Origin of the sequence: Achromobacter sp., from assembly GCF_032113835.1 — a bacterium.
Classification (GTDB): domain Bacteria; phylum Pseudomonadota; class Gammaproteobacteria; order Burkholderiales; family Burkholderiaceae_B; genus Achromobacter.
On record NZ_DAMCTG010000056.1, the window covers coordinates 1 to 23,574 of the forward strand.

The following is a 23,574-nucleotide window of genomic DNA, read 5'->3' on the forward strand; positions in this document are numbered from 1 at the left end:
TCGACGACGCGCGCCTGGCCATGAGCCTGATGCGCACGCTGTTCGACCTGGGCGGCACGGCGGTCAACTACGTGCGCGCCACGGGCCTGACCACCACCCACGGCAAGGTCGATGGCGTGACCGCGCAAGACGTGATCGGCGGCGCGACCTTCACGCTGCGCGCGCGCTGCGTGGTCAACGCCACGGGCGTGTGGGTGGACGCCGTGCGCCGCATGGAAGACAAGAACGCGCAGACGATGGTCGCGCCCAGCCAGGGCGTGCACCTGACGCTGCCGCAGGATTTCCTGCCGGGCAAGCGTGCGGTGCTGATTCCCAAGACCGACGACGGCCGCGTGCTGTTCGTGGTGCCATGGAACGGCCACACCATCGTCGGCACCACCGACACGCCGCGCCAGGATCTGCCGCTGGACCCGGACGCCGGCGCACAGGACGTGGACTTCATCCTGAGCACCGCCGCGCGCTATCTCAGCCGCAAGCCGACGCGCGACGACGTGACCAGCGTCTGGGCCGGCCTGCGTCCGCTGGTCAAGGCGACCGGCGACGCCGCCACCAAGAAGCTGTCGCGCGAGCACACGATTCTGGTGTCCAAGGCCGGCCTCGTCACGGTCACCGGCGGCAAGTGGACGACGTACCGCCGCATGGCGCAGGACGTGGTCGACACCGCGATCCAGCATCAGTTGCTGACGCAGGCCTCGTGCCGCACCGAATCGCTGCCGCTGCACGGCGCCAATGGTCTTGCGCCGTCGCAGGAACACGCCGGCACGCCGGACAGCTACTACGGCAGCGATCTGGCGACGCTGCAGGCGTTGCCCGGCGCGCAGCGCATGCTGGTCAAGGCCAGCGGCCTGACTGAAGCGCACGTGCGTTTCGCGGCGCGCTTCGAGCTGGCGCGCAGCGCCGAGGACGTGCTGGCGCGCCGCAATCGCGCGCTGTTCCTGGATGCCGAGGCCGCGATGCTGGCCGCGCCGGAAGTGGCGCGCATCCTGGCCGAGGAATTGGGCCACGACGCGGCCTGGCAGCAGCGCACGCTGCAGGACCTGGCCACCGTTGCGGCGACCTATCGCCTGAAGTAGTCCGCTACGGCACGCGCAGGCGGCTTTCCCAGATCAACGATTCGAACACGCGCAGCAGGTCGGGATCGAACTTCGATCCCGCTTCCTGGTTCAGGATGTCCATGATCTGCGTGTGCGCGCGCGCCGGATGGTAGGGCCGCACATCGCCCAGCGCATCGTAGGAATCGGCAATCGAGATGATGCGCGCATGCAGCGGGATGTCGTGACCGGCAATGCCATCCGGATAACCTGAGCCGTCGACGTGTTCATGGTGGTGCCGCACCGCCAGCGCAATGGCCTCGCGCTGCGGTATCGCGGTCTGCATGATGAGCGCGGCGCCCGCGGCGGCGTGCGCCTTCATGATTTCCCAGTCTTCCCATTCCAGCCGGTGCGGGCTGTGCAGCACACGATCGGGCGTGGCGATCTTGCCCACGTCGTGAAGCCGCGCGGCCACGGACACCATAGCCAGATCTTCGTCGGGCAGTCCACAGGCCCGGGCCAGCGCCACGCTCAGCGCAGCCACTCTATTGCAATGCCGGCCAGTGGCCGGGTCACGCGCCTGTATCGCGGCAAACAGCGCCGCTTCATAGGATCCTGCGGGGTCGGGTACGTCGGGGGGCATTGGAAAATCTGCGCGCCGCGATGGCATGGCGGCGCGCGCATATCGGAAAGCCGGAATTCTGACACAATTCGCAATGATGTCCGGCCGCCGCGCGTTGGGCGCGGGGCCGGACTTCACTTTCGTGCCGTTGTGCCGTGACGGCGTTCAGTCCTTCAGGCGCTCCAGAAGCGCCTTCGCCACGGCCACCGACGAGCCGGGGTTCTGCCCCGTGATGAGCAGGCCGTCGCTCACCACATGCGACTGCCAGTCCGGCCCGCTGCTGTACAGGCCGCCCAGTTTTTTCAGCTCGTCTTCAACGAGGAACGGCACCACATCGGTCAGTTGCACGGCGGCTTCTTCCGCATTGGAAAAACCCGTGACCTGCCTGCCCTGCACCAGCGGCTTGCCGTCGGCGGTCTTGGCATGGCGCAGCACGCCCGGCGCATGGCACACGGCCGAGACCGGCTTGCCCGCAGCCAGCATGGTCTCGATCAGCGCGACCGATTTGGCGTCTTCGGCCAGGTCCCACAGCGGACCGTGGCCGCCCGGGTAGAAGACCGCGTCGTAATCCGACGCTTGCACCTCGGCCAACCGGCGCGTGGACGCCAGGACGCGCTGCGCCTCGGCGTCTTTCCGGAAGCGGCGCGTGTCGTCGGTCTGCGCGTCCGGATCGTCGCTTTTGGGATCCAGCGGCGGCTGGCCGCCCAGCGGCGAGGCCAGCGTGATCTTGGCGCCCGCGTCCAGGAACGCGTAGTACGGCGCCGCAAACTCTTCCAGCCAGAAGCCCGTCTTGCGGCCCGTGTTGCCCAGCGTGTCGTGGGAAGTCAGCACGATCAGGATGTTCATGTAGCGCTCCATTCGTCAGGGCCGACGCGCACAATGCGCTTGCCGGCGTTTTCACCCTTGAGCAGCCCGATCAGCCCGCGCGGGGCGTTCTCAAGGCCGTCGACCACGTCTTCACGGTATTTGATGCGTCCTTGCTTGATGAGGTCCTGCATGGCCTCGCGGAATTCGCCGTAGCGATGCGCGTATTCGTTGAAGATGATGAAGCCCTGCATCCGCAGCCGCTTCGTCAGGATGGTGCGCATCAGCAGCGCCAGGCGGTCCGGACCCTCGGGCTGGCTGGTGGCGTTGTAGGCCGAGATCAGCCCGCACACCGGGATGCGCGCGCGCGGGTTCAGCAAGGGCAGCACGGCGTCGAAGACCGCGCCGCCAACGTTTTCGAAGTACACGTCGATGCCTTGCGGTGCTGCCTTCGCCAGGCGACCCGGCAGGTCCGGCTGACGGTGGTCCACGCATTCGTCAAAGCCCAGCTCATCGACCACGTAGCGGCATTTGTCCGGCCCGCCCGCAATGCCGACGACCCTGCAGCCGTGGATCTTGGCGATCTGACCGACCACCGCGCCGACCGCGCCGCTGGCCGCGGCCACGACGACCGTTTCGCCGGCCTTGGGTTGGCCGATGTCCAGCAGTCCCATGTAGCCGGTGAACCCGGGCATGCCCAGCACGCCCAGCGACCAGGACGGGTTTTCGGGGTTGGCGCCCAGCCGCAGCAGGCCGGCGCCGTCGGACACCGCGAAATCCTGCCAGCCGGTCTGCGCCAGCACCCATTCGCCAACTTGGAACTGGGGATTATTGGAGGCATGGACGCGCGTCACGGTGCCGCCCACCATCGGATCGCCGATCTGCACGGGGTCGGCATAGGACGGCGCATCGCTCATGCGGCCGCGCATGTAGGGGTCGAGCGACAGATAGACGGTGCGCAGCAGCACCTCGCCCGGCCCGGGCTGGGGAATGTCGCCGGTTTCCAGGCGGAAGTCGGTATCGGCGGGCTCGCCGTGCGGCCGGGCGGCCAGCACGATGCGGCGGTTGGTGGAGGCAGATTGCGGCATGAGGTTCGGTTTCCTTCGTAGCGCCGGCCGGGCCTCGCGGACAACCCCGGGCGGCAGGTTGGGAACCGGATCATTACACCATCGCTGGCCGCGAGGCCGAGCCGTAACCCTGTTGATCGAACCCTCTTTTAATTAATTAAGTCTTTAATTAGAATCGGCCGCATGTCTTCCGCCACTCGCCCTTCCGCCCGCCGCCCTGGCCGCCCGCCGCGTCCGGACAACGCCGCCGCCCGCGCCAATCTGCTGGATCTGGCCACGCAATTGTTCGCCGCCCAGGGCGTCGCCGCGACCACCATCGCCAATATTGCGCAGCGCGCGGGCGTCACGCCGGCAATGCTGCACTACTACTTCAAGAGCCGGGATCAGTTGATCGACGCGGTGGTGCTGGAGCGGATCGTGCCCGTGATCGGATTTGTCTGGGCGCCCGTGCCGCTGGAGGGTGGTGGGGCCGTCATCGATGGAGCCCCTGCCAACGGACCCGGCGCCCTGACCGACCCGGCCACAGCCGCCCGCGGTTTCATCACCGAAGTGGTCGGCCGCGTGGTGCAAAGCGCCACGGAAAAGCCCTGGCTGCCGTCGCTGTGGATGCACGAAGTCGTCAACGAAGGCGGCCAGTTGCGCGATCGCGTGCTGCGCCATCTGCCGTCGGACCGGCTGCAGGCGTTCGCCGGCCTCATCGCCGAATGCCAGCGCCGCGGCGCCATCACGCCGGGCGTCGAACCGCGTTTGGTGTTCCTGTCCATCCTGGGTTTGACCCTGCTGCCGCTGGCCACGTCCAACCTGTGGCGCCGCATCTGGCAGGACGACCCGGTGGCGCAATCCATCGGCAACGACGCGATCGCCGCCCACGCGATTGCCATGCTGACCGGCGGCCTGTTTGCGCCGTCTCTACCCTCCCCGACTCCAGGACGCTGACCATGCGCACCTTACGCCGCCTGTCCGCCCCCCTCGCCCTGCTGCCGCTGTTCGCTTGCGGCAATAACGACCAGCCCTTCTATCAGGGTTACGTCGAGGGCGATTACGTGTATGTGGCCTCGTCCGAACCCGGCCGCCTGGACACCCTGGCGGTGCGGCGCGGCCAGCAGGTCGACGCCAACCAGCCGCTGTACGCGCTGGACGCCACGCGCGAGACCGCGGCACGCGATCAGGCGCAGGCGGAAGTGGCTGCGGCGCGCGCGCAACTGGAAGACATCGCCACCGGCAAGCGCGCGCCGGAGGTCGACGTCAGCTTGGCGCAACTGGCGCAGGCGCAGGCGGCCAGCCGCCGGTCGGCGGCGCAACTGGCCCGCGACAACGCCCAATTCCGCATCGGCGGCATCGCGCGCTCGCAGCTGGACGACAGCCGCGAGCAGGCGCAGTCGGACGCGGCGCGCGTGCGCGAACTGCAGGCGCAGGTCGAGGTAAACCGGCTGCCCGGCCGCGACGAGGCCCGGCGCGCGCAGGCCTCGCAAGTGGAAGCCGCCGACGCCGCGCTGGCGCAGGCCGAATGGACGCTGAACCAGAAGCGGCTGGCCGCGCCGGCCGCCGGGCGGATCTTCGACACGATGTACCGGGTGGGCGAATGGGTGCCGGCAGGCAGTCCGGTCGTGAGCCTGCTGCCGCCCGGCAACATCAAGGTGCGGTTCTTCGTGCCGGAGACGGTGGTCGGGTCCCTGAAGATCGGCCAGCAGGCCACGCTGCGCTGCGACGGCTGCGGCGATCCGATACCCGCGCGCATCGACTACGTGTCGGACCAGGCCGAATACACGCCGCCGGTCATCTACAGCCGCGAGAGCCGCAGCAAGCTGGTGTACATGGTGGAAGCCCGCCCCGCCGCCGACCAGGCAGCGCGGCTGCATCCGGGCCAGCCGGTGGAGGCCACGCTGCCATGAACGTGCCCGACGCCGGCGGCAACGTCATCGACGTGCGCGGCCTGAACAAGCACTTCGGCAACAAGCACGTCGTGAACGACGTGTCGCTGCAGGTCCGCGAAGGCGAAATCTTCGGCTTCCTGGGGCCCAACGGCAGCGGCAAAACCACCTGCATCCGCCTCATGTGCGGCCTGCTCACGCCGGATTCCGGCAGCGGCACCTGCCTGGGCTACGACATCCTGCGCGACAGCGCCGAGATCAAGCGCAACGTCGGCTACATGACGCAGAAGTTCTCGTACTGGGAGGACCTGACCATCCGCGAGAACCTGGATTTCGTGGCGCGCATGTACGGCATGCCGCAGCGCAAGGAGGCCGTGGACCGCGCTTTGCAGGACCTCGGGCTGCAAACGCGCGCGGGGCAACTGACAGGGTCGTTGTCCGGCGGGTGGAAGCAGCGCCTGGCGCTGGCCGCCTGCCTGCTGCACCAGCCAAAGCTGCTGCTGCTGGACGAGCCCACCGCCGGCGTGGACCCGACGGCGCGGCGCGACTTCTGGGAGCAACTGCATGAACTGGCGGCGCGCGGCATCTCGGTGCTGGTAAGCACGCACTACATGGACGAGGCCGAACGCTGCCACAAGCTGGCGTACATCTCGTACGGCAAGCTGCTGACGCAAGGCACCGCCGACGAGGTCATCGCCGAACAGCACCTGACCACTTTTGCGATCCACGGCGTCAATCTGGTGCCTTTGGGCCAGCAGTTGCGCAGCGCGCCCGGCGTCGACCAGACAGTGGCGTTCGGGTCCGCGCTGCACGTCAGCGGCCGGGACGCAGCCCAGTTGGAAAGCACGCTACGCGCGGCCATCGCCGGCCAGGATCTGCGCCTGGAACGCATCGACACCAGCCTGGAGGACGTCTTCATCTACCTGATGAACCGGTCCACCGACAACTTTGCGAGCAAGCCATGACGTCGCGCCCGAACGGCTTTTCGTGGTCGCGCTGGTGGAGCATGGTGCTCAAGGAGTTTCTGCAGTTGCGTCGCGACCGCATCACCTTCGGCATGATCGTGGGCCTGCCGATCATGCAGCTGGCGCTTTTCGGCTACGCCATCAACACCGATCCGCGCCAGATGCCCACCGCCATCATCGCGGCGGACCACAGCCCGTTCACGCGCAGCTTCATCGCGGCGATGCGTTCGTCGGACTACTTTCACATCGTCGAGGAACTGGACACCGAAGAGGCGGGCCGCGCCGCGCTGGCGCAGGGCCGCGTGCTGTTCGTCGTGACCATTCCGCCGGATTTCACGCGCAGCCTGCTGCGTGGCGAACGCCCGGCGCTGCTGATCGAAGCCGACGCCACCGATCCCATGGCGACGGGCATGGCGCTGGGCGCGGCCACGCAGCTTACGCAGGCCGTCGCGCAAAAGGATTTGACCGGACCGCTTGCCAGCCTGGCGGGCGGCCAACCTGCCTTCGACGTGCGCATCCACCAGCTCTACAACGAAGAGCAGATCTCGCAATACAACACGGTGCCCGGGCTGATGGGCGTGATCCTGACGATGACGCTGGTGATGATGACCGGGCTGGCGATGACCCGCGAGCGCGAACGCGGCACCATGGAAAACCTGCTGGCGATGCCGGTGCGGCCGATCGAGGTGATGACGGGCAAGATCGTGCCGTACATCGCCATCGGGCTGATCCAGGCCAGCATCATTCTCGCGGCGGCGCATTTCGTCTTCCATGTGCCCATCATGGGCAGTCTGTTGTCCGTGTACCTGGCCGCGCTGCTGTTCGTCGCGGCGAACCTGACCGTCGGCATCACGCTGTCGTCGCTGGCGCAGAACCAGTTGCAGGCCATGCAGCTGACCATGTTCTATTTCCTGCCGAACATGCTGCTGTCCGGCTTCATGTTTCCGTTCCAGGGCATGCCGATGTGGGCGCAGCACCTGGGCAACCTGCTGCCGCTGACGTATTTCAACCGGCTGATCCGCGGCATCCTGCTCAAGGGCAACGGCTGGTGGGATCTGTGGCCCAACATCTGGCCCCTGATGCTGTTCACCGTCATCGTCATGACCGCCGCCGTGAAGTTCTACCGCCGCACCCTGGATTGAAGCCCATGTCCCGCCCCCCCTTCATGCCCGCTTCCCGCCCCCTGGCCTCGATGGCGCTGTGCGCGCTGCTGTCGGCCTGCGCGGTCGGCCCCGACTTCGACACGCCCGCAGCACCCGACGTGGCGGCCTACACGCCAAACGGGCAGGACGCGCTGCCGGCGGGCCAGCAGCGTCTGCAACCAGGCGCCGACATTCCCGCGCAGTGGTGGCAATTGTTCCGGTCGGACGCGCTGGACCGGCTGGTGCGGCAGGCGTTGGACGCCAGTCCCACGCTGGACGAAGCGCGCGCCCGCTTGCGGCAGGCGCAGGAAGACCTGGCCGCGGACACCGGCGGGCGCATGCTGCCCGCGGTGGACGGGAATCTGTCGGCGGCCCGCAAGAAGGTCGATCCCGCCGCCTATGGCGTGCCGGTGGCCGAGCCGCCCCCGCCCTTCACGCTGTACAACGCGTCGATCGACGTGTCCTACACGCTGGACGTGTTCGGCGCCAACCGCCGCGCGCTGGAAGGCCTGGCCGCGCAGATGGATTACCAGGCGCACGAGCTGCAGGCGGCACGCATGTCGTTGGCGGCCAATGTCGTCACCGCCGCGATCCGCCAGGCGGATCTGGCAGAACGGCTGGCCGCCACGCGCGAATTGCTGGCGGCACAGGTCAGCCAGCAGGACATCATGCGCAAGCGCCTGGATGCCGGGGGCATTGCCCTGGCCGACCTGCGCAATCAGGAGCTGCTGGTGGCGCAGACCCGCGCCACCGTGCCGCCGCTGGATTACCAGTTGGCGCAGGTGACCCATCAGCTTGCGACCTACCTGGGCGTGCTGCCCGCCGCCCTGCAATCGCCGCCGCTGCGCCTGGCGGACCTGACGCTGCCGCCCGACGTTCCCACCGGCGTGCCCTCGGCGCTGACGCGCCAGCGGCCCGACATCCTGGCGGCCGAAGCCCTGTGGCGCAAGGCGTCGGCCGACGTGGGCGTAGCCACGGCCAATTTGTATCCGCAGTTCACGCTGACCGCCAGCTTTGGTTCGCAGCGCACGGGCATGAACGAACTGTCCGATGGCGTCAACGTGTGGAACCTGGGACTCGGACTGGTGCAGCCCCTTTTTCATGGCGGCGAGCTGCGGGCGCGCAAGCGCTCGGCCGAGGCGGCGTATGACGCTGCCGCCGCTTCATTCCGCCAGACGGTGCTTGATGGCTTTCGCCAAGTGGCCGATGCGTTGCGCGCACTGCAGACGGATGGTGACGCGTTCGTGGCCTACGACGACGCGTGGCGTCGCGCGGACGAAGCCGGCCGCATCGCGGCGGGCCGCTACCAGGCCGGCGGCATCAGCCACCTGAGCCTCCTGGACAGCCAGCGGCAGGTGTTGCAGACAAGAATTTCGCGCATCGAGGCGGATGCCGCGCGCTACACCGACACGGCCGCGTTGTTACAAGCGCTGGGCGGCGGCTGGTGGAATGAGGCGGTTCCAGCCGCTCCGTAGCCCCGCAAAAGGCGTTCTGCGCGCCCATGGCCGAGAATTCGGGTAGGAAAGTGTCGTTGTGCGCGGCTTGGGAAACCGCCATATCCGTTCATCATGCAAGCGCTCAAGCTGCATGATGTTCACAACGATTCATGAATGACCTATTAGACCTGATCGTCTTCGCTCCCGACGCCAGCCAGCGCGTGCGCCGTAGCGACGAACTGGCCGAAATGGGGTTCTCGCCACGCCCTTGCGAAGACTCCAACGGACTGTTCCGCCTGTTTCAGGCCCGCCGCACCCCGCTGCTCGTGATGCAAGCCGAGTTCACCGATCTCTGCATGGCCGTCGCAGGTCTGCGCGCCATGGACACCACCGCCGGCATCGTTGCCATTTCCGCCTTCGATACCCCTGAAAATCGCATCCTCGGGCTGCACTGCGGCGCCGACGCCTGCTTTTCGCCCGACGTCGTCACCGGCGAGATCGCCGCTGCCCTGCAGGCGCTGGTGCGCCGCGTCCCCACCACCGCCAGCCGCCGCGCGGCGGCCGAGGCCGATGCACGGACGGCGCCGCCGCCCGTGGCGCCCGCCGACCCGACCGGCAAGTGGCAATTCCTGGATGCCGCCTGGACGCTGGTCAGTCCCCAGGGCACGCGCCTGGCGCTGACCCAGGCCGAGCGCGAGTTCCTGCTCAAGCTGACCGGCGCGCCCGACAAGCGCATGCCGCGCGGCGATCCGCCGGGCATCGACCCGCATTCGGGCCGCGAATCCGTGCGCCGCACGGACGTCGTCGTCAGCCGCCTGCGGCGCAAGGCGCAGGACGTCGACGTGGAACTGCCCATCCGCACCGTCTGGGGCTGGGGCTACGCATTCACCGGGGAAATCTGACGCGCCGCGGGCGTATGATTCCGCGTACAAGGCCGACTCCCGGCCCGCTACTGCCCCGTTAGTCCCATGGAAGTCTTCGAACGCCTGCAAGCCCTGCTCATCCAGAATCAGGCGCGTTACCGCCTGCTCGAACACGCCGCGGCCGGCAAGTCCGTCGAAGTGGCCGCCATCCGCGGCACCGAGGTCAGCCAGGGCGCCAAGGCGCTGGTCTGCCGCGTGAAGATCTCGTCCAACCAGCGCAAGAACGTGCTCGCCGTCTTCCCCGCGGACAAGCAGGCCGACCTGGACGCCATCGCGCGGGCGGCCGGCGGCAAGAAGGCCTCGCTGGCGTCGCAGGATCTGGCGCGCGAGCTCACGGGCTGCGAGATCGGCGCCATCCCGCCTTTCAGCTTCAATCCCGACCTGACGCTGCTGGTGGATCCCAGCCTGCGCGAGCGTCATGACGAAATCGTGTTCAACGCCGGGCGTCTGGACGCGTCCATCCTGCTGAACACCGACGACTACTTCCGCCTGGCCGCGCCCGAAGAGGCGCCGCTGATCAAGGCCTGACCGGCGCCGCCCATGAGGCCACCTTGTCCCGCCCTTTGATAAGCCACGGCGCGCGCGCCTCCAATATGCGCTGGCTGATGAGCCTGGCGCATATGGAGCCGTCGCCGGTGAATCCCTGGGTGATGCTGCGCGCCGCGCTGGCCATCGGCCTGCCGTCCGCGGTGGGCCTGGCGCTGGACCAGAGCGCGGCGGCCGCGCTGGTGGCGCTGGGTGCGCTGCCCGCCATCACGGGCGACAACGGCGGTCCCTACCGCAATCGCGCGCTTTCCATCGGTTCCACCGTGTTCGGCGGCGCGTTCGGCTACCTGCTGGGCAACCTGATGTCGGGCCACGGCCTGTGGACGTCCGCCGGGATGACGCTGCTGGTGCTGGCGGCCAGCCTGGTCGGCACCTTCAACAACATCGCCGCCGTCGCCACGCTGCAATTTGCCACGTACGTCATCGTCGGCTCCAGCCTGACGCCCACGCTGCCGCCCTGGCTGCCGCCCGTGCTGGTGGGTGTGGGCGGGCTGTTCGGGCTGGCGCTTACGCTGTCCGGCTGGGTCGTCAATCCCATCGCGCCGGAGCGGGCCGCCGTGGCGCAGGCCTACCGCAAGCTGGCGGCAATGTTCGCGGCCATCGGCACCTCGCGGGTGATGGCCGCGCGCCGCGACATGGAAGCCGCCATGGCCACGGCCTACGACACCGTCCTGGCCGCGCGGGGCCGATCCGCGGGCCCGTCGCCCCGGCTGGCGCGGCTGGCCGCGCAATTGCAGGCCTGCACGCCGCTCACCAACGCCGCGCTGGCGCTGGCGCGCGCCGGCCGTGTGTTGCCGGACGAATGCGCACGCGTCATGAACCATCTGGCCGACCGCGTCGAAAACGATGCGCCACCGGACGCACGCGACGACATCGCCGCGCTGCGCCGCGCCGGCATGCCGCAGTTGGCCGACGCGCTGGAGCAGGTGCAGCCGTTGCTGCACGGCGCCCGGGCCAATCATGCGACCGGGGCCACCGGCGCCACCGAGGCCGACGCCTTTGCCACCCTGCAGCCTGCACCGGCACGCACGCCGTGGCGCGTGCTCATCCGCACGTACCGGCCCGGGCCGACGACGGTGCGTTACCTGGTCCGGTTGGGACTATGCCTCGTCGCCGCCGAGGCCGTCGCCCTGGCGGCCGCGCTGCCGAGGTCCTACTGGGTGCCGCTGATCGTGGTGGTGGTGTTCAAGCCCAACTTCGGGTCGGTGTTCGCGCGCGCGCTGCAAAGCTGCGCGGGCAGCGTGGTCGGCGTGGCGATCAGCGCCACCGTGCTTGCGCTGGATCGCGGCGGTCTGGCCAGCCTGCTTACCGTTGCCGCGCTGGCGGCGTTGCTGCCGTGGTCGATACGGCGCAACTACGGGCTGTTCTCGGCGATTCTGGTGCCCATCCTCATGCTGCTGATCGGGGCGCTGCAGCCGGGAAGCTGGGCCATTGCGCTGGCGCGGCTGGTGGACGTAGGTGTTGCGGCGGCCATCGTGCTGGTCGTGGGCTACCTGCCGTGGATCCGCATCGAACGCAGCAACCTGGACCATGCGGTGTCCGCCGCCACCTCCACGCTGGCGGCCTACCTGAACACCGTCTTCCAAGCCGACCCCGCCAACCGGCACGACCTGCGCGCCCGCGCCTACGCGCGACTGTCGGACCTGCGCATCGCCCTGCAGCGCGGATTGTCCGAACCCCGGCTGGTCAGCCGCCGCGCGCTGGCCTGGTGGCCGGTGGAAGTGGCGCTGGAACGCGTGGCCAACGCCATCTCGGACACGGCCTGGTCGTTACCCGCTGGTCAGGAGGCACCCGCCGCCGCCCAGGTCGCCCAGCTGGCCGCCGCGCTGGACAGCATTGCCGCCGCGGTCGAACAAGGCCTGCCCGTGCCCGCCGCCCCCATCGTGGCGCCATCGCCGGCGCTGCGGGACGTCGCCGCCGAAATCGAATCCTTGCGCGTCACGCTGGCCGGCCCCGACTTCACGGCAACGCCCGGCCGCCCCGCCGCCCCTTCCACCCTTCATCAGGTCTGAATCATGTGTCTTGCCGTACTGGCCCTGCATACGCTGCCCGGGATCCCCGTGCTGATTGCCGCGAACCGCGACGAATTCCATGCGCGTCCCACCCTGCCCGCGGCGCAATGGCCCGACGCGCCGGCCATCTACGCCGGGCGCGACGGCCAGGCGGGCGGCACCTGGATGGGCGCGACGACGCACGGACGCTATGCGCTGGTCACCAATTTCCGAGAGCCCGGCCGGCACCTGGACAACGCCCCCTCGCGCGGCGCGCTGGTCGAAGACTTTCTGCGCGGCGCCATGACGCCGCAGGCTTACCTTGAGACGGTGCATGCCATGGACCAGGCGTACAACGGCTTCAACCTGATCGTGGGCGACGCGCGGCAGGCCTGGTATCTGAGCAATCGGGACGGCGGACCGCGCGCACTGGACCCCGGCATCTACGCGCTGTCCAATCACCTGCTGGATACGCCCTGGCCCAAACTGGCGCGCACCAAGGCCGCGTTCTCGGCCGTGCTGCAGCATCAGCCGCAGCCGGATCTGCCCGGCTTGTTCGCGGCGCTTGGCGACCGCAGCCCGGCGGACGATGCCGACCTGCCGGCCACCGGCCTGCCCTTGGCGCGCGAACGCCTCCTGAGCAGCCCGTTCATCGTCAGTCCGGAATATGGCACGCGCAGTTCCAGCGTCATGGCGCTGCACGGCGACGGCGCCGGGCAGCTTGAAGAACGACGGTTCGCCCCGGACGGCGCGGTCAGCGGCGTCAGTCAGCTGACGTTTTCCTGGCAGGCGGCGGGCGGCGGCGCGTAATGCGCGGCGCCTGATACAAACGGTTGATTTCCGAGGCGGACGGACGCGAACTCGCCTTGCGCGGGCACGTCGAATGGTTGCAAGCTACCGCCGGGGGCAGCCGCAACGCGCTGCCGCGCCGGTTTTTTTGCAGGAGAACTCCATGAACAAACGTTTTGAACGCTGCAAGATGGCCGCCGCCATGTCCTTGGGCAGCATCGCTTTGGCGGGTGTCCTGTCCACCGCGCAGGCGGCCATGCCGCCCGTGCAGCATCAGGGCTCAGTCGAATACGTCAGCGGCGGCATCGGCATCGACGAGTCCGAAGCCATGAAGGCCGCGTCCAGCAGCTATCCGCTGGCGCTGACCTTTGCCGCGCAACGCGGCGGCAAGGCCGATTACGTGGCCGACGTGACCGTCGCGATCCGGGACGCGCAGGGCAAGGCCGTGCTGCAGACGACCGCGCAGGGTCCCTACATGCTGGTGAAGTTGCCCGCCGGCAACTACCGGATCTCGGCCACGTTCGATGGCAAGGCGCAGGAACGCGAGGTCACCGTGCAAGGCTCAGGCACTGCGCGCGCCATGTTCGAGTGGAAGTGATTACGTTGGGGCGCGGCTGACGAGACCGCAGCTTGTTCAACGGCGCCGGACGCCTCAGACGCCCGCGAACAGGATCGCGATGACAAAGCCCACGCCCGCGGTCCAGACCAGCGAGCGCAGCGCGCCCCAGTTCGCCAGGTACATGGCCAGATAGCCCAGCCGCGTGCCCAGCCAGCACGCCATCAACGTGGCGACGTGCGCGGGGGACGCCTGGTTGTACAACGCGAACAACACGGCGGCGTAGAAGAACGGCAACGCCTCAAACGTGTTGACCTGCGCGGCGTTGGCACGCGCGCGCCACCCCTCCTGCCGGGCCAGCCAGGCCCGCGGATCGTTGTTGTCGAATTTCTTGCCGCCTGCCTTGGCGATGATCGTGGACACGAACGGCAGCAAGGCAGCCGCCAACATCAACCACGCGATTGTCTTCATTACTGACTCCATTGCTGGCGGCTTGATATCCGCCGGATGCGCGGGGCGTGTGCCGCCGCTGCCGCATGGTCGCCTGAAAAGCGGGGGAAGGCAAAGTCGCAGTGGGCGGCTTGGGCGGCACGAGTGGCGCCGCTGGCGTTGGCGTTGGCGTTGGCGTTGGCCGCCTCGAACACGCCGGCGGCGTAAGCGGCAAGGTTGGCGAAGACCGCGCTTACACTCGGTCCTTTGCAATTGCCGCCCGCCCGCCGATGTCGCACGTCATGCCCTGGTTTGCTCTGTTCCTGGCCGCCGCCCTGCTCTGGCCGCCCTGCACTCGCCGCTGGGCGCTTGTCCCGCTGGCGGTGGCGTGGGTCTGGGCATTGGCCGACGGGACGGCCGACCTTGTCGCGCTCGCAGCGCCCGCGTTGCTACTGATAGCTGCGGCGCTTGTGCGATCCCACGTGGGGCCGGCAGCGCGCATGGCCGGACACGGACTCTTCGTGATCGTGGCCGTGATGCTCTTTGCGCATCTGCTGCCCGGGTTTCACAACCTGCAAGTAATCGATCCCGCGCCGCTCAGCCCAGACGCGGTTCCTTTTGGCATGTACCTGAATCTGGACAAGCCGCTCGTGGGCTTCTGGGTGGTGCTGGTGCTTGCGCCGCCGATGGCCGCAGCCCACGCGCGTCTGACCTTGCAGGCGGCGGTTCTTGCATGCGCAGGCGCGGTGGCGGCCTGCCTGGGATTGGCGCTGGCGCTGGGCGTGGTGGCGTGGGCGCCGAAGTGGCCGGCGTCAGGCTGGATCTGGCTGATCAACAATGCCCTGCTGGTGACGCTGGCGGAAGAGGCGTTCTTCCGCGGATACGTGCAGCAGCGCCTGGGCGAGTGGTGGCGCCATCGCGCGTGGGGCGCGTGGGCGGCGGTGGCCGTGGCGGCCGTGCTGTTTGGATTGGCCCATTACGCGGGCGGTTGGCAATGGATGCTGCTGGCCGGACTGGCGGGCGCGGCGTATGGCGCGGCCTACCATTACGGCGGCTTGGGCGCCGCCGTGCTGGCGCATCTGGGGTTGAACGCGGCGCACTTCGGATTGTTCACGTATCCGATGCGCGCCGCGCTATGAATGGCCGGCAGTTCACGGCGGCACTTTAAGCCAAGGCTTTACGCCGACCGTTCAGACCGATGCTTCAGGCCGCCAGCGCCGGATAGTCGGTATACCCTTCCGGACCCGAGGCGTAGAAGGTAGCGGGATTCGGCGTATTCAGCGGGGCCTTGCGCTCCAGGCGCTCCGCCAGATCAGGCGTGGCGATGTACGGCACGCCAAACGCCACTGCGTCGGCCTTGCCGGCCGCGATGGCGGCTTCGGCGGTGTCGCGCGTGTAGCCTTCGTTGGCGATGTACACGCCGCCGAACTCGGCCTTGATCATCGGCGCCAGGCTGTCGGGCGCTTCGTGTTCGCGGGCGCAGATGAACGCGATGCCGCGCTTGCCCAATTCACGCGCCACGTACTTGAACAGGCCAGGCAGATCCGAATCGCCCATGTCGTGGGCATCGGCGCGCGGCGACAGATGCACGCCGACGCGGCCCGCGCCCCATACCGCCACGCAGGCGTCGACCACTTCCAGCAGCAGGCGCGCGCGGTTTTCAACGGAGCCGCCGTATTGGTCCGTGCGGTGGTTGGTGCTGTCCTGCAGGAACTGGTCCAGCAGGTAGCCGTTGGCGGCATGCACCTCGACGCCATCAAAACCGGCTTCCATCGCCATCTTCGCGCCGTGGCGATAGGCCTCGACCACGCCGGGGATCTCTGCGGTCTCCAGCGCGCGCGGCGTCACGTATTCGCGCTTGGGGCGCACGTGGCTGACGTGGCCCTTGGCGGCGATGGCGCTGGGCGCGACAGGCAGTTCGCCGTCCAGGAACATCGGATCGGAAATGCGGCCCACGTGCCAGAGCTGCGCAACGATCAGGCTGCCCTTGCCGTGCACGGCATCGACCACCTTGCGCCACCCCTTGACCTGCTCCGGCGACCACAATCCCGGCGTGTCGGCGTAGCCCACGCCCTGCGGCGTGACGGCGGTCGCCTCGGTCAGGATCAGGCCGGCGCCCGAACGCTGGGTGTAGTACTCGACCATCAGGTCGTTCGGCACGCGGCCGGCGCTGGCGCGCTGGCGGGTCAGCGGCGCCATGACGACGCGGTTGCGCAGGGTCAGGTCGCCGACTTTCAGCGGTTCAAACAGGGGGTTCATGCAAAATCCTTTCGTCCCGGCAATGGGGCGCTTGCGGGTATGGCAGACGGGCTACATATCCAGATTCAACTGCCGCAGAAACGCGGCAATCACGGGTTCATTGCGACGGAAAAAGACCCACTGCCCCACCTTGGTCGCCGAAATCAGGCCGGCGCGCTGCAACACGGCCAGATGCGACGACACCGTCGACTGGGACAGGCCGCAGCGATCATCGATGTGGCCCGCGCACACCCCGTGTTCGAAGGTGTGGCCCGGACGCTCCTCGAAATACGCGTGCGGCGTCTTCAGCCAGGCCAGGATGTCGCGGCGAACCGGATTGGCCAGCGCCTTGAGGATGGCGTCGGCGTCGATCGCGGGTTGCGCGGCGTTCTGGTCGGAAGGTGAGGAAGTTGCGGTCATATTGGTATATCGCAATTTATCGAATCATATATCGGGTTTATACGATATAACGTCATGCCCCTGCTGGCTTCAAGGATTTCCGGCTCCGGTCCGGCGAGCCGGGGGCCGCCGGATCGCCGGCCGGCCATCCGGCTTCAGGCTGTCGGCCCAGTCGCGTGCCAAGTCGCGCTGCGCCTTCCAGTTGACCACCGCCGTGATGGTCATGGCGATGACCGCGCCCAGCGCAGCCAGCGCCATGTCCTTCTGCGCGTCCCAGATATCGCCTTGCGTGCCCAGGTAGGCCGCGCCCAGATCGCCGCCAAAGAACTCCGCGGCGCCCCATTCGATCAATTCATAGAGCGCCGAGGTCGACAGCGTCACGTCCATCGGCAGGAAGTATGCCCAGAAGCCGCGCACCTCGGCCACGCGCAGGAAGATCTCGCGGATCGGATAAGCCAGCAGCAGGCCGTACGAAAAATGCACGACGCGGTCGAAGTTGTTGCGCTCCCAACCCAGCACGCTATTCAGGCTGCGGCCCGTCAACGCGCGCCACCAGTCGTCGTACGGCACAAGCGAATACGTGTAGTGCGCGCCCACCGCGTGCAGGCACAGGAACAGGAAGATCAGCGTGTACGACACGCGCGAAAACACGAACGCGCGCCGCGTGGCAAACAGCACGGCGCCCAGGCCCAGCACCAGCGCGTTCTCCAGCGCCCAGGCCGAGCGGTCGTGCGGATTGATGGCCAGCGCCACCCAGATGACGGCAAACACGCCGGCCAGCGTGACCAGATAGCGGCGGCGCGCGTCGGCCATGCTGCGCCCTAGTCGCCCTGCACCCGGCCGCGCAGCCGCTTGACCTCGCCGTGCAGCACCTTGCGCTGCACGCGCCGGCGTTGCGACGAGCGCGTCGGCTTGGTGGCGCGGCGCGGCTTGTCGACCTGGATGGCGGCCCGCACCATGCCCACCAGGCGTTCGATGGCCTCGGCGCGGTTCTTTTCCTGGCTGCGGAAGGATTGCGACTTGATGACGATCACGCCCTCTTTCGAGATGCGATGGTCGCTGATGGCGCACACCGCGTCCTGCACCTCGGGCGGCAGGCGGGAAGCGCGCACATCGAAGCGCAGGTGGACGGCGCTGGACACCTTGTTGACGTTCTGCCCGCCGGCGCCCTGCGCACGGATCATGGTGAAGGTCAGGTCGCGCTCGTCGATGAAAAGCGAGTCTTGGACGTGAAACATAGGCGGGAAGTCTACAGGGGCGGGCCACGTCTTGCAGGGTCTTTCGGCGGATATCGGCCGCGCCAAGTAAAATAGTGCGCTTTTGCTCGAATTCCGTGGCGCCCTGCCGCCCGCACCTCCTATGACTTACTCCGCCAAAGAAATCTTCAAGACCCTGCAAGGCGAAGGCGCCCACGCAGGCCGCGCGGCGGTATTCTGCCGGTTTGCGGGCTGTAATCTCTGGACCGGCCGCGAAAGCGACCGTGCCAGCGCGGCCTGCACCTTCTGCGACACCGATTTCATCGGCACCGACGGCGACGGCGGCGGCAAATTCGCCACGGCCGATCTGCTGGCCGACGCCATTGGCGCGGCCTGGGGTCCGGACGCCGGCAACCGCTACGTGGTCTTCACGGGCGGCGAGCCGCTGCTGCAACTGGACGCGCCGCTGCTCGATGCGATCCACGCGCGCGGCTTCACCGTCGCCATCGAAACCAACGGCACGATCAAGCCGCCTGCCGGCATCGACTGGATCTGCGTCAGCCCCAAGGGCACGGCCCCGGTCGTGGTCGAACGCGGCAATGAACTCAAGCTGGTCTACCCGCAGTTGAACGCCCTGCCCGACGCCTTCGCGCATCTGGATTTCGAGCATTTCTTCCTGCAACCCATGGACGGACCGGCGCGCGCGGCCAATACCGAACAGGCAGTCCAATACTGCATGCAGCATCCGCAATGGCGGCTCAGCCTGCAAACCCACAAATACATAGGCATTCCATGATTTACCCCCACGCCTTGCGGAGCACGCGATGATTTCCGTGACCCGCAGGCTCGAGTTCGACGCCGGCCACCGCATCCCCGATCACCGCAGCCAGTGCCGCAATCTGCACGGCCACCGCTATGTGCTGGAAATCACCCTGACGGGCGACATCGTGCAGGCGCCTGGCGAGTCCGACAACGGCATGGTCATGGACTTCTCCGAGATCAAGCACATCGCCAAGACCCACATCGTGGACGTCTGGGACCACGCGTTCCTGGTCTATGAAGGCGACGACGCCGTACGCGGCTTTCTGGACAGCCTGCCTGGCCACAAGACGGTCGTGCTCGACCGGATTCCCACCGCCGAAAACCTGGCCACCATCGTCTTCGAAACGCTGGCGCCGCAATACCACGGCCATTACGGCGCGGAACTGCGCCTGACGCGAGTGCGTCTGTACGAAACGCCGAACTGCTGGGCCGACTGCAACGGTTGATCGCGGCTGGATGGTCGGTGTCAGACGCGCATTACTACTTGCTCGCCCCGGTGTCTGACACCCGTTGAGAACGTCTTCCCATCGAACCGGTGCGTCCAGGGTGTCAGACACCTCATTTAGTCCTACAAAAGCCAGGGGTGTTTTTCGCGGCATGCCGCCGGTGTCTGACCTGGGCGTCGGCTGACCTTGCGCCCCGGTGTCTGACACCCGTTGAGAACCTCTTCCCATCGGACCGGTGCGTCCAGGGTGTCAGACACCTCATTTGGTCCTACAAAAGCCAGGGGTGGCTTTCGTGGCATGCCGCCGGTGTCTGACACCCGCTGAGAACGTCTTCCCATCGGACCGGTGCATCCAGGGTGTCAGACACCTCATTTGGTCCTACAACAGCCAGGGGTGTTTTTCGCGGCATGCCGCCGGTGTCTGACCAGGGCGTCGGCTGACCTTGCGCCATCGGTGTCTGACACCCGAATCCGTCCTACACGGCCAGCTCCATCCGGCCTCGGCCTGGGTTTTCCATCCATGGAAAACCGCCCCGCTATTTCCCCAATTGGAAAAATCTATCGGGATAGTCGCCATTTTCAATCATTAGTAAGCTAATAGATAGGATACAATCGAATTCATGCTTACTCCATCCGACTCCCAGCTCATGGCCACCACCGCCAACCTGATGGTGCTGTCGCGCGCGTATCGCGGCGCGGCAGACAAGGCGCTTGCCGACTACGGTCTTTCACAGGCAACCGCGTGGCCCGTCATCCTGGCCGGCCGTCTTGGCGACGGGGTTCGCCAAGGCGCGCTGGCCGAAGCTTTGGGCGTCGAAGGCCCCTCTCTTGTGCGCGTGCTGGATCAACTGGTGGCCGCCGGTCTGATGGAACGGCGCGAAGACCCCCACGATCGCCGCGCACGCACCCTGCACCTGACCGAAGCCGGCCACGCGCTGCGCGCGCAGGTCGAAGATGTGCTGGTTGAACTGCGCCGCCGCATCTTTCACGACGTCAGCGAATCCGATCTGCAAGCCTGCCTGCGCGTCTTCGACGCCATGAAGGTGTCGCTGGGCCGCAGCGGCGCCGGTACGCAAGAGGACGCGCGGCCATGAAGCTGCCCAACGTCCGCGAAACCATCTTCTCGCTCAAGAGCTACCTGAGCGCCATCATGGCGCTCTATCTGGCTTACAGCATTGGTTTGCCGCGTCCGTTCTGGGCCATGACCACCGCCTACGTCGTGGCGCAGCCCTGGTCCGGCGCGGTGCGCTCCAAGGCGCTGTACCGCCTGGTCGGCACCTTCTTCGGCTCGGCGGCCACCGTATACATGGTGCCGCGGCTGTCGAACTCGCCCGTCATCATGACCGGCGCGATGGTGTTGTGGGTGGGCGCCTGCCTGTACATGTCGGTGCTGGACCGCACGCCGCGGTCCTATCTGTTCATGCTGGCCGGCTACACCGCCGCGATGATCGGCTTTCCCAGCGTGACCGACCCTTCCCTTGTCTTCGACACGGCGCTGGCCCGCGTCGAGGAAATCAGCCTGGGCATCGTGTGCGCCACGCTGATCCACAGCATCGTGCTGCCCCGCGGCCTGGCGCCCGCGTTGACGCTGCAGCTGGACAAGGCCGTGCGCGACGCGCGCAACTGGATGCACGACACCCTCAGCGGCAAGACCGCCGAACAGCGCGACAAGGACCGCCGCGAGCTGGCCAACGACATCACGCAACTGCGCCTGCTATCCACCCACGTTCCCTTCGACACCAGCAATCTGCGCTGGACCGCGGGCGCCGTGCGCGCCATGCAGGACCAGATCGCGGCGCTGACGCCGGCCGTGTCCGCCGTCGAAGACCGCATGCGCGCCTTGCAGGCCAACGGCCAGACGCTGCCCGAACCGGTGCAGTCGCTGCTGTCCGATATCTCGGAATGGATCAACGCCGGCCCGCAGGCCTCGCATGAAACCGCCGTCCAGTTGCGCGCCGCCGTGACACGGCTGACGCCCGGCATCGACAGCCGCTCCACCTGGCGCGACGCGCTGCTGGCCAGCCTGATGGCGCGCCTGCGCGAACTGATCGACACCTATGACGAATGCCTGGCGCTGCGCCGCGACATCCGCGCTGGCCTGCAGGGCGCGCCGGTTCGCGCCCCGCGCACGACCCGCGACCCGAACTCGGCGCTGCACCGCGACCACGGCATGGCGCTGCTGTCCGCGCTGGCCGCGGGGCTGGCGATTTCGGTTTGCTGCGCCTTCTGGATCGGCACGGCCTGGAGCAACGGCGCCACCGCCGCGCTGATGGCCGCGATCTTCAGCTGCTTTTTCGCGTCGCAGGACAATCCGGTGCCGGGCATCATGCAGTTCCTGACCTACACGGTGTATTCGATCCCGCTGTCGGCGCTGTATCTGCTGGGCATCATGCCGGCCATCCATTCGTTCGAGATGCTGGCGCTGTCCATGCTGCCGACCGCCTTCGTGCTGGGCGTGTTCATCGCCCGCCCGGCCAGCACCGGCAAGGCCATGGCCATGCTGTTCGGGTTCCTGGGCACCATGGCGCTGCAGGACACCAACACCGCCGACGTCGTGTCCTTCATCGACACGCAGGTTGCGCAGTGCATGGGCGTGGCCACGGCCGCGATCATCGCCGCCATCTTCCGCACCGTCAGCGTCGACTGGAGCGCGCGCCGCATCCAGGCCGCCAACTGGAAGGAACTAGCGACGCTGGCCAGCTCGCCGCGCGCGCCGTCGCGCCACACGTACACCGCCCGCATGCTGGACCGCATCGGCCTCTTGCAGCCGCGTCTGGCGCTGGCCAAGCGGCCCGATGACCTGGTGGCGGCCGACGCGCTGAAGGACCTGCGCGTGGGCCGCGACATCACCGAGCTGCAGCGGGCGCGCCGCCATCTGCCGATGGCCGAGCCCACGATCCAGCCGGTGCTCAACAGCCTGGCGCAGTTCTTCAAGATCCGTTCGTCGGGGCGCACGCAGGACAAGACGCCGGAGTTCCTGGCGCAGATCGACCGCGCGCTGTGCAGCGTTGCCGCCACGCCGCAAGGCCCGCATGCGCGCGATCGCGCCGTGGTGGCGCTGGTCGGCATCCGCCGCGCCTTCTTTCCCGACGCGCCCGACTATCAACCCGCCCATCCGACCCTGGAGGGCCAAGCATCATGATTGGCGAATTCAATCTCTACGGCATCTATTTCCCCTGGCTGCTCGTGCTGGGCGTCGTCACCCTGGCCGTGGCCTGGGGCGTGCGCCGCGTGCTGGCGCGCGCCGGGCTGTATCGCCTGGTGTGGCACCCCGCGCTGTTTGATCTGGCGCTCTTCGTGGTGCTGCTGTACGGCGTCTCCCTCATTTCCCCTTATTTTCTTCAGAGATAGGTATGAAACTCCCCAATGCCCTACGCCCTGCTGCTATCGGCAAGTTCGCAGTGACGGCCGTCGTCGTCGCCGCCGCCGCTTACGCCGGCTGGCAGCTTTGGGATCACTATGAAGTGGAACCCTGGACGCGCGATGGCCGCATCAAGGCCTATGTCGTGCAGGTCGCGCCCGACGTCTCCGGCCTGGTGACCAGCGTGCCCGTGCACGACAACCAGGACGTGAAGGCCGGCGACCTGCTGTTCGAGATCGACCGCGCCCGCTTCCAGCTGGCGTACGACCAGGCGCAGGCCTCGGTCCGTTCGCAGCAGGTGGCGCACGACCAGGCGCTGCGCGACGCCAAGCGCAACCGCTCGCTGGGCCAGCTTGTCGCAGCCGAAGCGGTGGAACAAAGCCAGACCAAGGTGCAGCAGACTGAAGCCGCGCTTGCGCAGGCGCAGGTGCAATTGAACACTGCGCGCCTGAATCTGGAACGCAGCCGCGTCGTGGCCGCCAGCGATGGCCGCATCACCAACCTGGACTTGCGCGCCGGTTCCTACGCCACCGCCGGCCACGGCGTGATGGCGCTGGTGGACGCCGGTTCGTTCTACGTCGAAGGCTACTTCGAGGAAACCAAGCTGCCCGGCATCCACGAAGGCGACCCGGTCACCGTGACGCTGATGGGCGAACCGCGCCACATCCGCGGCCATGTCGAAAGCATTGCCATGGGCATCGCGGACCGCGACCGCAGCACCGGCGCCAATCTGCTCCCCAACGTGAATCCGACCTTCAACTGGGTCCGCCTGGCGCAGCGCATTCCGGTGCGCGTGAAGATCGACGAGGTGCCCGAAGGCGTGCGCCTGGTCGCCGGCCAGACCGCCACCGTGTCGGTGGACGACCGCCCGGCACAGACCGCCGCCGCCGCGCCGCACGCGTCCTGACGCCAGCGCGCTTCGACCCACTTTTGCGGAAATC

General features: G+C 67.8%; 26 protein-coding genes. 18 read left to right on the forward strand and 8 right to left on the reverse strand.

Annotated elements, in window-relative coordinates:
- Positions 1 to 1,073 (forward strand): glycerol-3-phosphate dehydrogenase/oxidase (locus RT697_RS18260; protein WP_313700791.1); only part of this gene is annotated, 1,073 nt, incomplete at its 5' end.
- Positions 1,074 to 1,077: 4 nt separating this feature from the next.
- Here the strand turns inward: RT697_RS18260 and RT697_RS18265 are convergent.
- The 3 genes from RT697_RS18265 to RT697_RS18275 all read right to left on the reverse strand — a co-directional run bounded on the left by RT697_RS18265 (position 1,078) and on the right by RT697_RS18275 (position 3,545).
- Entirely contained in the window at positions 1,078 to 1,674 is a 597-nt protein-coding gene (locus RT697_RS18265) for an HD domain-containing phosphohydrolase (protein WP_313700793.1), read from the reverse strand.
- A 144-nt stretch (positions 1,675 to 1,818) separates the two neighbouring features.
- Entirely contained in the window at positions 1,819 to 2,499 is a 681-nt protein-coding gene (locus RT697_RS18270) for a type 1 glutamine amidotransferase domain-containing protein (protein WP_313700795.1), read from the reverse strand.
- Positions 2,496 to 3,545 carry an NADP-dependent oxidoreductase gene (locus RT697_RS18275; RefSeq protein ID WP_313700797.1) on the reverse strand — a complete coding sequence of 350 codons (1,050 nt, stop codon included), beginning with the start codon at positions 3,543 to 3,545 and terminating at the stop codon, positions 2,496 to 2,498. Before RT697_RS18275 ends, RT697_RS18270 begins: the two co-directional genes overlap by 4 nt.
- Positions 3,546 to 3,707: 162 nt before the next feature.
- On the opposite strand from RT697_RS18275, the gene RT697_RS18280 reads away from it, so the two are divergent.
- The 10 genes from RT697_RS18280 (at position 3,708) to RT697_RS18325 (ending at position 13,785) form a co-directional block, all read left to right on the forward strand.
- Entirely contained in the window at positions 3,708 to 4,460 is a 753-nt protein-coding gene (locus RT697_RS18280; protein WP_313700798.1) for a TetR family transcriptional regulator, read from the forward strand.
- Between the two features lie 2 nt (positions 4,461 to 4,462).
- A complete protein-coding gene (locus RT697_RS18285) occupies positions 4,463 to 5,416 on the forward strand; it encodes an HlyD family efflux transporter periplasmic adaptor subunit (RefSeq protein WP_313700800.1) in 954 nt (317 codons plus the stop codon).
- Complete coding sequence (locus tag RT697_RS18290) at positions 5,413 to 6,360, forward strand: ABC transporter ATP-binding protein (protein ID WP_313700802.1); 948 nt, start codon at positions 5,413 to 5,415, stop codon at positions 6,358 to 6,360. Before RT697_RS18285 ends, RT697_RS18290 begins: the two co-directional genes overlap by 4 nt.
- Positions 6,357 to 7,502 (forward strand): ABC transporter permease, encoded by a 1,146-nt coding sequence (locus tag RT697_RS18295; RefSeq protein ID WP_313700803.1) that lies wholly within the window; start codon positions 6,357 to 6,359, stop codon positions 7,500 to 7,502. Before RT697_RS18290 ends, RT697_RS18295 begins: the two co-directional genes overlap by 4 nt.
- A 5-nt stretch (positions 7,503 to 7,507) precedes the next feature.
- Positions 7,508 to 8,977 (forward strand): efflux transporter outer membrane subunit, encoded by a 1,470-nt coding sequence (locus RT697_RS18300; protein ID WP_313700804.1) that lies wholly within the window; start codon positions 7,508 to 7,510, stop codon positions 8,975 to 8,977.
- A gap of 131 nt (positions 8,978 to 9,108) precedes the next feature.
- Positions 9,109 to 9,840, forward strand: a complete 732-nt coding sequence (locus tag RT697_RS18305; RefSeq protein WP_313700806.1) for a DNA-binding response regulator — start codon at positions 9,109 to 9,111, stop codon at positions 9,838 to 9,840.
- Positions 9,841 to 9,906: 66 nt separating this feature from the next.
- Positions 9,907 to 10,389 (forward strand): YbaK/prolyl-tRNA synthetase associated domain-containing protein, encoded by a 483-nt coding sequence (locus RT697_RS18310; protein WP_313700808.1) that lies wholly within the window; start codon positions 9,907 to 9,909, stop codon positions 10,387 to 10,389.
- A gap of 23 nt (positions 10,390 to 10,412) precedes the next feature.
- Entirely contained in the window at positions 10,413 to 12,419 is a 2,007-nt protein-coding gene (locus RT697_RS18315) for an FUSC family protein (RefSeq protein ID WP_313700810.1), read from the forward strand.
- A gap of 3 nt (positions 12,420 to 12,422) precedes the next feature.
- Positions 12,423 to 13,208 (forward strand): NRDE family protein, encoded by a 786-nt coding sequence (locus tag RT697_RS18320; protein ID WP_313700812.1) that lies wholly within the window; start codon positions 12,423 to 12,425, stop codon positions 13,206 to 13,208.
- A gap of 142 nt (positions 13,209 to 13,350) precedes the next feature.
- On the forward strand, positions 13,351 to 13,785 hold the full coding sequence (locus RT697_RS18325; protein WP_313700814.1) for a carboxypeptidase-like regulatory domain-containing protein: 435 nt from the start codon (positions 13,351 to 13,353) through the stop codon (positions 13,783 to 13,785).
- A 54-nt stretch (positions 13,786 to 13,839) separates the two neighbouring features.
- Here RT697_RS18325 and RT697_RS18330 read toward each other — a convergent pair whose 3' ends face one another.
- Positions 13,840 to 14,214: an MAPEG family protein gene (locus RT697_RS18330; RefSeq protein WP_056560668.1), complete on the reverse strand. Its 375-nt coding sequence runs from the start codon at positions 14,212 to 14,214 to the stop codon at positions 13,840 to 13,842.
- Positions 14,215 to 14,474: 260 nt separating this feature from the next.
- Here RT697_RS18330 and RT697_RS18335 point away from each other — a divergent pair, with 260 nt between their 5' ends.
- Positions 14,475 to 15,311 carry a type II CAAX prenyl endopeptidase Rce1 family protein gene (locus tag RT697_RS18335; protein ID WP_313700816.1) on the forward strand — a complete coding sequence of 279 codons (837 nt, stop codon included), beginning with the start codon at positions 14,475 to 14,477 and terminating at the stop codon, positions 15,309 to 15,311.
- A gap of 64 nt (positions 15,312 to 15,375) precedes the next feature.
- Here RT697_RS18335 and RT697_RS18340 read toward each other — a convergent pair whose 3' ends face one another.
- From RT697_RS18340 to arfB, 4 genes are all read right to left on the reverse strand, one after another.
- Positions 15,376 to 16,431 (reverse strand): alkene reductase, encoded by a 1,056-nt coding sequence (locus RT697_RS18340; RefSeq protein ID WP_313700818.1) that lies wholly within the window; start codon positions 16,429 to 16,431, stop codon positions 15,376 to 15,378.
- A gap of 51 nt (positions 16,432 to 16,482) precedes the next feature.
- A complete protein-coding gene (locus RT697_RS18345) occupies positions 16,483 to 16,830 on the reverse strand; it encodes an ArsR/SmtB family transcription factor (protein WP_056560656.1) in 348 nt (115 codons plus the stop codon).
- Between the two features lie 69 nt (positions 16,831 to 16,899).
- Positions 16,900 to 17,622, reverse strand: a complete 723-nt coding sequence (locus RT697_RS18350; RefSeq protein ID WP_313700820.1) for a DUF2238 domain-containing protein — start codon at positions 17,620 to 17,622, stop codon at positions 16,900 to 16,902.
- A gap of 8 nt (positions 17,623 to 17,630) precedes the next feature.
- A complete protein-coding gene (arfB, locus tag RT697_RS18355; RefSeq protein WP_313700822.1) occupies positions 17,631 to 18,047 on the reverse strand; it encodes an alternative ribosome rescue aminoacyl-tRNA hydrolase ArfB in 417 nt (138 codons plus the stop codon).
- Positions 18,048 to 18,168: 121 nt separating this feature from the next.
- On the opposite strand from arfB, the gene queE reads away from it, so the two are divergent.
- The 6 genes from queE to RT697_RS18385 all read left to right on the forward strand — a co-directional run bounded on the left by queE (position 18,169) and on the right by RT697_RS18385 (position 23,540).
- A complete protein-coding gene (gene queE / locus RT697_RS18360; protein ID WP_313700824.1) occupies positions 18,169 to 18,801 on the forward strand; it encodes a 7-carboxy-7-deazaguanine synthase in 633 nt (210 codons plus the stop codon).
- A gap of 28 nt (positions 18,802 to 18,829) precedes the next feature.
- Positions 18,830 to 19,273, forward strand: a complete 444-nt coding sequence (gene queD / locus RT697_RS18365) for a 6-carboxytetrahydropterin synthase QueD (protein ID WP_105238699.1) — start codon at positions 18,830 to 18,832, stop codon at positions 19,271 to 19,273.
- 619 nt (positions 19,274 to 19,892) lie between these two features.
- The gene (locus tag RT697_RS18370) at positions 19,893 to 20,366 is read left to right on the forward strand and encodes a MarR family transcriptional regulator (protein ID WP_313700826.1); all 474 of its coding nucleotides are present in this window, start codon (positions 19,893 to 19,895) and stop codon (positions 20,364 to 20,366) included.
- Positions 20,363 to 22,414, forward strand: coding sequence for an FUSC family protein (locus tag RT697_RS18375; RefSeq protein WP_313700828.1), 2,052 nt, complete (start codon positions 20,363 to 20,365; stop codon positions 22,412 to 22,414). Before RT697_RS18370 ends, RT697_RS18375 begins: the two co-directional genes overlap by 4 nt.
- Positions 22,411 to 22,623 carry a DUF1656 domain-containing protein gene (locus RT697_RS18380; RefSeq protein ID WP_175121775.1) on the forward strand — a complete coding sequence of 71 codons (213 nt, stop codon included), beginning with the start codon at positions 22,411 to 22,413 and terminating at the stop codon, positions 22,621 to 22,623. The genes RT697_RS18375 and RT697_RS18380 overlap by 4 nt, the downstream gene beginning before the upstream one ends.
- 2 nt (positions 22,624 to 22,625) lie before the next feature.
- On the forward strand, positions 22,626 to 23,540 hold the full coding sequence (locus RT697_RS18385) for an HlyD family secretion protein (protein WP_313700831.1): 915 nt from the start codon (positions 22,626 to 22,628) through the stop codon (positions 23,538 to 23,540).
- Positions 23,541 to 23,574 lie beyond the last annotated feature (34 nt).